Origin of the sequence: Streptomyces sp. NPDC059851, from assembly GCF_042732005.1 — a bacterium.
GTDB lineage: Bacteria > Actinomycetota > Actinomycetes > Streptomycetales > Streptomycetaceae > Streptomyces.
Map to the genome: position 1 here is coordinate 22444 of NZ_JBHWJJ010000107.1, position 6986 is coordinate 29429.

The 6986-nt window shown below is 72.8% G+C and carries 6 protein-coding genes and 1 pseudogene; 4 read left to right on the plus strand and 3 right to left on the minus strand.

Annotated elements, in window-relative coordinates; translation table 11 throughout:
* Positions 1-97: 97 nt before the first annotated feature.
* The 3 genes and pseudogenes from ACFV7Q_RS28545 to ACFV7Q_RS28555 all read left to right on the plus strand — a co-directional run bounded on the left by ACFV7Q_RS28545 (position 98) and on the right by ACFV7Q_RS28555 (position 2259).
* Positions 98-997, plus strand: coding sequence for an NAD-dependent protein deacetylase (locus tag ACFV7Q_RS28545; protein WP_385432587.1), 900 nt, complete (start codon positions 98-100; stop codon positions 995-997).
* A gap of 129 nt (positions 998-1126) precedes the next feature.
* Positions 1127-1681: pseudogene (locus ACFV7Q_RS28550) on the plus strand (sigma factor-like helix-turn-helix DNA-binding protein); the annotation flags it as partial.
* 152 nt (positions 1682-1833) lie between these two features.
* On the plus strand, positions 1834-2259 hold the full coding sequence (locus ACFV7Q_RS28555; protein ID WP_385432589.1) for a VOC family protein: 426 nt from the start codon (positions 1834-1836) through the stop codon (positions 2257-2259).
* A 74-nt stretch (positions 2260-2333) separates the two neighbouring features.
* Here ACFV7Q_RS28555 and ACFV7Q_RS28560 read toward each other — a convergent pair whose 3' ends face one another.
* The 3 genes from ACFV7Q_RS28560 to ACFV7Q_RS28570 all read right to left on the minus strand — a co-directional run bounded on the left by ACFV7Q_RS28560 (position 2334) and on the right by ACFV7Q_RS28570 (position 6122).
* Positions 2334-2576, minus strand: a complete 243-nt coding sequence (locus tag ACFV7Q_RS28560) for a DUF4287 domain-containing protein (RefSeq protein WP_385432590.1) — start codon at positions 2574-2576, stop codon at positions 2334-2336.
* 181 nt (positions 2577-2757) lie between these two features.
* Positions 2758-5214 (minus strand): CehA/McbA family metallohydrolase, encoded by a 2457-nt coding sequence (locus ACFV7Q_RS28565; RefSeq protein ID WP_385432592.1) that lies wholly within the window; start codon positions 5212-5214, stop codon positions 2758-2760.
* A 116-nt stretch (positions 5215-5330) separates the two neighbouring features.
* Positions 5331-6122: an SDR family NAD(P)-dependent oxidoreductase gene (locus tag ACFV7Q_RS28570; RefSeq protein ID WP_385432594.1), complete on the minus strand. Its 792-nt coding sequence runs from the start codon at positions 6120-6122 to the stop codon at positions 5331-5333.
* Between the two features lie 155 nt (positions 6123-6277).
* Between ACFV7Q_RS28570 and ACFV7Q_RS28575 the strand changes: the two genes are divergently transcribed.
* Complete coding sequence (locus tag ACFV7Q_RS28575) at positions 6278-6895, plus strand: TetR/AcrR family transcriptional regulator (protein WP_385432596.1); 618 nt, start codon at positions 6278-6280, stop codon at positions 6893-6895.
* Positions 6896-6986 lie beyond the last annotated feature (91 nt).

Genomic DNA, 6986 nt, shown 5'->3' on the forward strand with positions numbered 1-6986 from the left:
CCCGTCCCCCCGCCCGGCATCGTGCACGCACCCTCCTCAGCAAGCGACGCCATCGACGCGGAAGCGGGTGGGCGGGCCCGTTCCGTACCCTGGCGGCATGCGCATGCGCCCCACTCTGCACTGGACCCCCACCGGGGACCTGCCGCCCGGCACCACGGACCTGGAACCGGTGGCCGATGCCCTGAGCACCGGCGGGGTGCTGGTGCTCAGCGGGGCCGGCATCTCCACGGAATCGGGCATCCCCGCCTACCGCGGCGAGGGCGGCAGCCTGAGCCGGCACACGCCGATGACCTACCAGGACTTCACCACCAGCGCCCGTGCCAGGAACCGGTACTGGGCGCGCAGCCACCTCGGCTGGCGCACCTTCGGCCGCGCCCGGCCCAACGCCGGGCACCGGGCCGTGGCCGCGTTCGAGCGCCACGGCTTGCTGTCGGGTGTGATCACCCAGAACGTCGACGGCCTGCACCAGGCCGCCGGCAGCGAGGGCGTCGTGGAGCTTCACGGAAGCCTGGACCGGGTCGTCTGCCTGTCCTGCGGAGCCTTCAGCCCGCGCCGCGAACTGGCCCAGCGGCTGGAGGAGGCCAACGCGGGCTTCGAGCCGGTGGCCGCCGGGATCAACCCGGACGGTGACGCCGACCTCACCGCGGAACAGGTCGGGGACTTTCGCGCGGTCTCCTGTTCGATCTGCGGCGGCATCCTCAAACCCGACGTGGTGTTCTTCGGCGAACCCGTTCCGCCGCAGCGGGTCGAGCACTGCCGCGAGCTGGTCCGCGAGGCGGCCTCGCTGCTGGTCCTGGGCTCCTCATTGACGGTGATGTCCGGGCTCCGGTTCGTCCGTCAAGCAGCCCGGGCCGGAAAACCGGTGCTGATCGTCAACCGGGACCCGACCCGGGGCGACCTGCACGCCCTCACCCGTATCGCGCTCCCCCTGGGAACGGCCCTCACCACGGTGGCCGGCCGACTGGACATCCCGGTCGACGTCCGGGCCGCGGGCTGAGGCGCCCCACCGCGGCGACTTCCGGGGTGTCCCGGCCACCGGCCGGCGGGTCGAGCACACCTGCATCGAGCCGTACCGCGTCGCGGACCGCAAACCGGCCGACGAGCGGACCGCTTCGGCCCCACGACCCTGGAGAGCCTCTCCCCGACCGAGCGGGCCGTGTTCGTCCTGCGCGGGGTCTTCGACGTCGGTTACGACGAGATCGCCGGGGCCGTCGGCAAGAATTCCGCCGCCGTCCGCCAGATGGCCCACCGCGCCCGCCGCCACGTCGACGCCCGCCGCCCCCGCCGGACGGCCTCCGCGAGCGAGGCCCGGGCGGCCCTGGAGTCCTTCCAGCGCGCGATCGAGACCGGCAACCCGCAGGACCTCCTCGACGTGCTCGCCCCCGATGTCGTGCTGCTCAGCGACGGCGGCGGCATCAAGCGGGCCGCGCTCAGGCCCGTCGTCGGCGCGGAGAAGGTCGTCCGCTTCTGCTCCGGCGCCACGGCCAAGGTCGGGGCGACGCTCACCTGCCGGCCCACCGCGGTCAACGGCGGCCCCGCACTCGCCCTCCACCTGGACGGCGAGTTGGACGGCGTCATTGCCGTGCGTGTGGAGGACCGCCGCATCACCGGCCTGTACTTCGTCCGCAACCCCGAGAAGTTGACCCGCGTCACCGCCCGGACCCCGCTCACCCTGCGCTGACACTGCCGCCCCGGCCACCGGCCACCCATCCGGCCTCGGCGCCCGTGTCACGGCCGCCCGTCGGACGCGACCCGTCCTCCGCAGGGGCAGTCCTGCACGGTGGCACGCGCCCGTTGCCGGGCGTGTCGGGCGCAGGCCGGCACAGTGGAGGCATGGACACGGAGAGCGCGAACATTCTGGCCCGAGGTCGGGTGGCGACCAGGCTGCCCGCCCAGGACCTGGACCGGGCCCGGCGTTTCTACGCCGAGCAACTCGGGCTGCAGCCCGTCGACGAACGGCCCGGCGGGCTGTTGTACCGGTGCGGTGGCACGGAGTTCGCCGTGTTCGCATCGACGGGGGCCTCGTCGGGCACGTTCACCCAGATGGGGTGGGAGGTCGACGACCTGGAGACGGCCGTGTCGATGCTCAGGCAGCGCGGTGTGGTGTTCGAGGACGTCGACGTGCCCGGGTTCCGCACGGAGGACGGAATCGCCGAGATCGACGGGAACTATCCGAGCAAGGGCGCGCGGGGCGAACGCGCCGCCTGGTTCCGTGACAGCGAGGGGAACCTCCTGGGCATCGGCGAGCCGGTCGTTTGAACCAGCCCCTGGCGGCGCCGGCCCGGTCCCTACCGGAGCCCGGCCGGTAGCGGGCCGTCACGCCTCCGGCCACCTCACGGCGTTCGCTGCGGCGTGGCCCCTTCCTTGCCGCCGCCCTCGGCGAGCGTGTGCGCGACCAGGGCGTTGGCGTGGCCGTGCCCCAGTCCGTGTGCGGACTTGAGCCAGGCGACGAGTTCCATGTGCCGGGTCAGCGGCGAGGACCGGATGAGGTCCTTCCACTCTGCGATCGGTCGGCCGTACTTCTTCTCGATCGAGGGGAAGTACGCGGCGGGGCCGCTCTTCACTGCTTTGGTCATGGGGTGGTGGAGCGTTCGGGGCATTGCTTTCCCTCCTCGTGCGCCGTCCGCGGGTACCCGCGCTCCACGGCGCTCCCGTGTCGTCGATGGGTAGACCGGGCCGGAGCGCGGAATCATCGACCCCGCGGGGGTGACCTGCATCACGCATTGAGGGTCGCCCCCGGTGGTACGGGCCCGGGCCTCAACCGGCGCTGACGGCTGCGACGTGGGCCGTTCCGTCGCGCAGTGCGGTGATGCGGACCTGGCCGGCCGGGAACGCATCGCGGCCGTTCGGGCCGGGGACCTGGGCGAAGCCGGTCCAGGATCCGTCCGGCCTCCTGGTCTCGTGCCAGACCTTGCCGTCGCGGCCGACGGCGACGACCTGGGCCGAGCCGTCGGGCATGCCCGCGATGTCGACGGCGCTGGCCCCCATGGTGGGAGTGGTCACGCCGCGCAGGGGCCGGAAGCCGGTCCACGTGCCGTCGGGGCGACGCACCTGGTGGTAGAGCATGCCGTCGAGTCCGATGGCGAGCACCTGGGAGGATCCGTCCGGCAGACCGGCGATCGCCAGGGCCGGGCCCGAGAACGCCGGTGCGCCGTCGTAGCCGGCGAGCCGCCCCCAGCCGGTCCAGGTTCCGTCAGCACGCCGAATGCAGTGGCACATGGCTCCGTCGGTGCCGTAGGCGACGACCTGGGCGGATCCGTCGGGCATTGCGGCGATCGCCGTCTTCGTCGCGCCCCAGCGGCCGGCCGGGGAACCGCCGGGCACCGCCCGGAAGCGGGTCGGGGTGCCGCCGGTGGCGCACCGTTGGTGGTAGAGGGTGCCGTCCATGCCGACCGCCAGGATCTGGCTGGTGCCGTCGGGGGACCCGGAGATCGCGGCGTCGAGGACGGTGAAGGCGCTCTGGCCGTCGGGGCCGGGGAGCCGGTGCCACGGGGTGACAACGGTCGTTCCCCTGCGGGTGGTCAGCCAAAGGCTGTTGTCGGTGGCGAGGCCCAGCGTCCGGACCGTGCCGTCGGGCAGGCCGGCGACGGCGGTCCGGACCCCGGTGAACGACGCCGCGTCCTGCGGTCCGGGCAGGGGCCGCATGCTGCTCCAGGAACCGTCGGGGGCCCGTTCGGTCGCGAAGAGGGTGCGCTGTTCGACGTCGTACGGGGGGAGGCTCGCGGAGTAGAACCAGATGGGGTTGGTGACGGCCACCAGCTGGTCCAGGGTGGTCGAGGCGGGCTTCAGGCGCCGGACTTCGGCGCGGGCGAAGAGGGATGCCTTGCCCCAGCCGCGCCAGTGCAGCCGGCCCGTTCCGCTGCTGCCGGTTTTCGTCGCGGCCATGATGCCCCATTCGGTGTGGAGCGTGATCACGGCGTCCGGGGCGCCGGACACGTCCACCGTGACGTCGACGGTCTCGAAGAAGGACAGGGGCAGTTCTTCCCCGGGACCGGCCGTCGCGCCGCGGGCTCCGGCGGTGAAGTGCACGGTCACGCCGGCGTGTTCGGCGGCGTAGGACCTGCCTCGGCGCAGGGCGTCCAGGATGTCGGCGCGGGACAGGCTGGCGGCGTGGACGACGTTGTGCGGCTGTCCGACGGCGTCGCCCGGGCTGTGTGCGTCGCTGTTGCCCAGGCCGGCGACGCGCTTGCCGAGGCAGAGCATGCTGTGCCAGACGGCGATGTTCGCCGCGTCGTCCAGCGTCCACGGCCCGTTCCACACCTCCAGTGCGTCGACGCGGTCAAGGCCGAACTCCCAGAAGGCGCCGGGTCCCGGGGTCATGGGGTGGGCGGCGACGGCCAGTCCGCCGAGGCTGTGGACACGCCGGACATGGCGGTCGAAGACTCCGCTGTCGGCGGGCGCGTAGTGCCAGTCCACCCATTCGCCCTGGGGCAGGCCGACCGCCAGCCAGTGGCCGTGCCGGGTGGTCACCTCCTCGGCGTTCAGGACGAGCAGGTCCGTGGGGACGTTGCCGCGCCAGGAGACGCCGGTGGAGCTGGTGTTGTGGTCCGAGGTGGCGATGAAGTCCATGCGGGCGGCGCGGGCGGCGTCGACGAGCTGGTCCACGGTGCGCTGTCCGTCGGAGTGGACGGTGTGGAGGTGGAGGTCCCCGCGGTACCAGCCGCGCCCACGGCCCGGTACCGCCGCGGGCAGGAGGTCGTACGGAACCTCCGGCAGCGGGTCGCCGTGGTCGAGCGTGACACTGATCTGCCAGTCCATCCCGCCGGGATCGTTCACGATCGGGCCGAGGGCGACGGACCACGTGCCGGCCTGGATGGGGCCGGGGACGTAGCCGGGGGTGGCGTCCGCGCCGGACAGGGTGAAGTCGCGCCGGGCCCCTCCCGACCAGCCGCGGAAGCCGGCGGGGCCGAACAGACCGAGGTCGAGCACGCCGTCCGCGGCGTCGAAGGCGGCGGAGACCGAGATGCGCCGGACACCGGTCGGTACGTCGAAGCCGACGGACGCCCACTGGTCGAAGCCGTACGGCGAGTGACCGTGGTAGATGGTGGTCACTCCCCCGTTCTCCCGGGGGACGGTACCGGCGCGGGCGAGGGTCGCGGGGACGGTTGCGGCGAGGCCGCCGGAGGCGAGGAGGGTACCGAGGCGCAGGAGGTCCCGGCGTCCGAGCGGGCGGGTGTCACGGCGTGCTGCGGGGTTCGGGGGTAAGCCGTCCATCGGGTGGTCGCCTTTCCGTTTTCCGGAGTCCGCTGGGGTGGTGGGGAGAGGTGGGGGGTGGGTCCGGGGTCCGGGGTCCGGTGGGGTGGCGGCTGCGTCGGTGTGGTGCCGGGGCGTCAGCGGGTGGCGCGCTGGGCGTTCACGATGGCCGCCATGGTGCGCTCGACGCCCATCCGGCCCTGTACCTTCTCGGCGAAGCCGGGAAACTGGCCGGCGATGGCGCTCAGCAGCCTGAGTTCGCCGGGCGCCACGTTCACTTCGCACAGGTCCCGTTCGACGGCCCGGATGAGGCCGGCGGACACCTGTGCCGGGGAGACCGTGCGCATGCCGGCCGGGGGCCGGGCGCCCGTCGCGGCGAACATGCCCGCGTCCCGCACGAATCCGGGTTGGACGAGGGACACGCCCACGCCCGTGCCGCGCAGGTCCTGGCGGAAGGCGAGGGCGAAGCCGCGCAGGCCGAACTTCGTCGCGTTGTACAGGGAGGAGGACTTGCTGGCCGCCTTGCCGGAGATGGAGCCGACGAAGGCGAGGTGGCCCCGGCGGGCGGTCACCATCCGGGGGGCGAGCAGGCGTGCCAGCAGCACCGGGGCGTGCAGGTTGACGGCGAGCGCGCGCTCGACCTGGGCGGGGGTGTAATCCAGCACGTCCCCGCTCGACGGCAGCGCCGCATTGGCGACGAGTACGTCGACGTCAGTGCACTCCCGCGCGAGGCGCTCCACGTCGGACGGGTCCGCGAGGTCCGCGACGACGGCGCGGGCCCCGAACCGGTCGGCGACGGCCTTCAGCGCGTCCTCCCTGCGCCCCGTGAGCACGAGGGTCGCGCCCTTCTCGGCGAGCGATTCGGCGAGCGCCGTCCCGAGGCCGCCAGTGGCTCCGGTCAGCAGGACCGTCGATCCTTTGATCCGCATCCGCATTGCCCTCTCATTCGTTCGTTCGAACGAACTGGACCATAGAGGAGGGCTAGCCGGCGTGTCCATGCCATGGACGGACCGGGGTCGCCGTACCCGTCGCGGCTGGCACCCGGCCCGTCGGGCGGTCATCGCCGGGTGCGACCATTACGGACATGGACAAGCCAGCCGACACCCGCCAGAGCATCATCGACGCCGTCCTACGGATCATCGGCGACGAAGGCATCGCCGCGTTGAGCAACCGGCGGATCGCGAAGGAAGCACAGGTGTCGCTCGGCTCGGTCACCTACCACTTCGCCACGCAGCACGAGCTGCTCCGCGAGAGCCTGCTCCATTTCGTGGCCCAGGAGACCCGACGCTTCACCGAACTGGCGGAGAACTGCGCCGCTGCGGACGGCCTCGACGTCGAAGGTGCGGCCGAGCTGGTGGAGACGGTCGCGGAAGGTACCGCCTTCGACAGCAGGCACATCGCCCCGTTCGAGCTGTACATCCAGGCGGGGCGCGACGAGCGGCTCCGGGCGGCCGCGGCCGATTGCTTCGCCGCCTACGACAGGCTCGCCTGCGGCATACTGGACCGCCTCGGTCTGCCGGACCCCCAACGGCTCGCCGGCGCCGTCGTGGCACTGGTCTTCGGGCAGCAGCTGCGGAGGCTGGCCACCGGCTCGCCCGCGGAAGAACTCGTGGACACGCTGCTGCTGCTCACAGGTGTCGCCGCCCCGGACGCCTGCGGCACTGCCGCGCGTTCCACCCCGGGCCCCCACCGACCCGCCTAGTAGTGCTTTGTTAGCTGGTCTTGTCACGGTTGGTGTTCGGTAGTTCGCTGCTTGTATGAGGGCGGGTGAGCTTGCTGCGTGTCGGGGCCGG